The 1,956-nt window shown below is 51.8% G+C and carries 1 protein-coding gene and 1 pseudogene; one reads left to right on the top strand and one right to left on the bottom strand.

Annotated elements, in window-relative coordinates; translation table 11 throughout:
* The coding region (locus PMI40_RS23565) for a hypothetical protein (RefSeq protein ID WP_238540865.1) at positions 1 to 1,139 on the bottom strand (1,139 nt) is incomplete at its 3' end.
* Positions 1,140 to 1,496: 357 nt separating this feature from the next.
* Here PMI40_RS23565 and PMI40_RS23055 point away from each other — a divergent pair.
* Positions 1,497 to 1,956: pseudogene (locus tag PMI40_RS23055) on the top strand (magnesium chelatase domain-containing protein); the annotation flags it as partial.

Genomic DNA, 1,956 nt, shown 5'->3' with positions numbered 1-1,956 from the left:
CCAGCGGCCACAGGAGCCGCTTCGGCTGTGCCATGCCTCACAGCGAGGCGCACCAGCATGTGTGACCGAATTTGATCGAGAGTAAAGCGCTTCACACCATATTTTTCACCCAAGAGCCGTATAGGCTCATCAAGGCTTCCCATTTGATGTATCACTCCGGCTTTAGGCCACATATGCCACAACTGCATATCGTCGGGAGAAATAAGGCCTCTCTGCTTTAGATTTTGGTGGTTCCAAAGCATGAGCTCTATAGCCTCTATAGCTCCGCGATGAGATTTATCTAGAAAGACCTCTGGTGTGTCTTTTCCCGTCTTTCCTTTAAATCCTTGAATTAGATACCCAGACGCTGCTTCTCTTACTCTAGGCCTCGTTAGACTCCTCAACGAGGCTGCATTCCAACCGGTATGAATAAGTAAAATGATGAAAGCGTTCGCCAGTTCCAAAAAGTGTGCACGTAACGCCATTAGTATGACGTGGCCAAAATGCACATTCCGAACTACAAATTCGTTCGGATCTAAAGCTCTCACCATAGCAAGCGAATGAACGGATTTCCCGATGACTTTGATCTCTTTGATTCGTGCCCAATGCAACGATTCGGTACATATTTTTGAGGCCGCGCTTAAAAACCTCTCTGGCCTGAAGATGCCCTTCTCATAGAAATTCTGTAGAGATCTTTCGCGCTCGTACTGCCCGCCATTTAAAAAATTAATGGCGTTGTCCATTTCGATATCACTGCGTTCGATCCGTGCAAGTTCCAGTAGCTGTTGTCTAATTTTTTGCCATGATCTCAGATCGGAAACACAAGCATCCAATATCGTCCTTACATCTTCATCGAGTCTCTTCTTTATTTTATTCTTGAGGTCGATGGCATTTGTGTGAGGGAATGCATCAATTGGCGCATCCTCAGGCATTTTTAAATCCCCCAGTTCTGGACTGAGAATAGGTCGAGGCAGATGCTTTCCTGTGAGTTTTGTTCGGTAATAGGTCGAATGGCGACGAAGAGATTCCGCGAACTCCCCTTCCTTGATCATCTCCGTCATCCGACGACGAAATCCCATCGAGGCTTTCGCTTTAACTGCATCTCCCCACTTCTCCGAGCGTCCAATTAATTCTTCGACTTGTGCAAAGAGTTGTCTCATCTCTGTCCGCCAAATCTCCTTCATTGGTCGCGCATATATGCTCCGGCACAATACGTCGTTAGCTATTAATTCGAACACGGCATATAGCATCCGTACTTCTTGACTCGAAAATGGCTCGACAAATGCCAGTCTCGCAAGTCTTTCTACTACCACTCGTGCCCACGTCCCACCGGGGGCGCCAATTTTTTTGCAATCAAACACTATCGTCGCAAAATGACGATTTCCATTGGAAACATGTGTCGCGCGTATATGGATTTTGTCGATGTCTGACATATCGTGAGTACTCCTATCTTGGCATAGTGCACCTAGGCGGCCATTCGGTTATATGATTCAAAGATAGAGAATACATTTTCCACTACCGCCAACCTGGCGCCGGCCGACCTGCCCAAGGAATCGGGGCGCTTCGACCTGGCCATTGCGCTGGGCATCCTGGCCGCCTCGTCGCAGATCCCCGGCGACAGCCTCGACCAGTACGAATTCGCTGGCGAGCTGGCGCTGTCGGGCCAGGTCTTGCCCGTGCGTGGCGCATTGGCGATGGCCTGCGCCATGGTGCGCGAGCAGGGCGGCCAAGCCCGCCGCTCCTTCATCCTGCCGCATGCCAACGCCGACGAAGCGGCGTTGGTGAAGGATGCCGTGATCCTGCCGGCGCATTCGCTGCTGCAGGTATGCGCCCATTTCTCTACCCGCGATCCAACCGAACGGTTGCAGCCTCATGTCGGCACCGCCTGTGCGGCCCCATCGGCATGGCCGGACTTCAGCGATGTAAAAGGGCAGTTGCAGGCGCGGCGCGCCATGGAGGTGGCGGCCGCCGGCGGCC

The sequence above is a fragment of the Herbaspirillum sp. YR522 genome, assembly GCF_000282575.1.
Taxonomy (GTDB): Bacteria; Pseudomonadota; Gammaproteobacteria; order Burkholderiales; family Burkholderiaceae_D; genus Herbaspirillum.
Note: the sequence above shows the minus strand (reverse complement) of the source record. Positions and strands in the feature narration are given on the sequence as shown.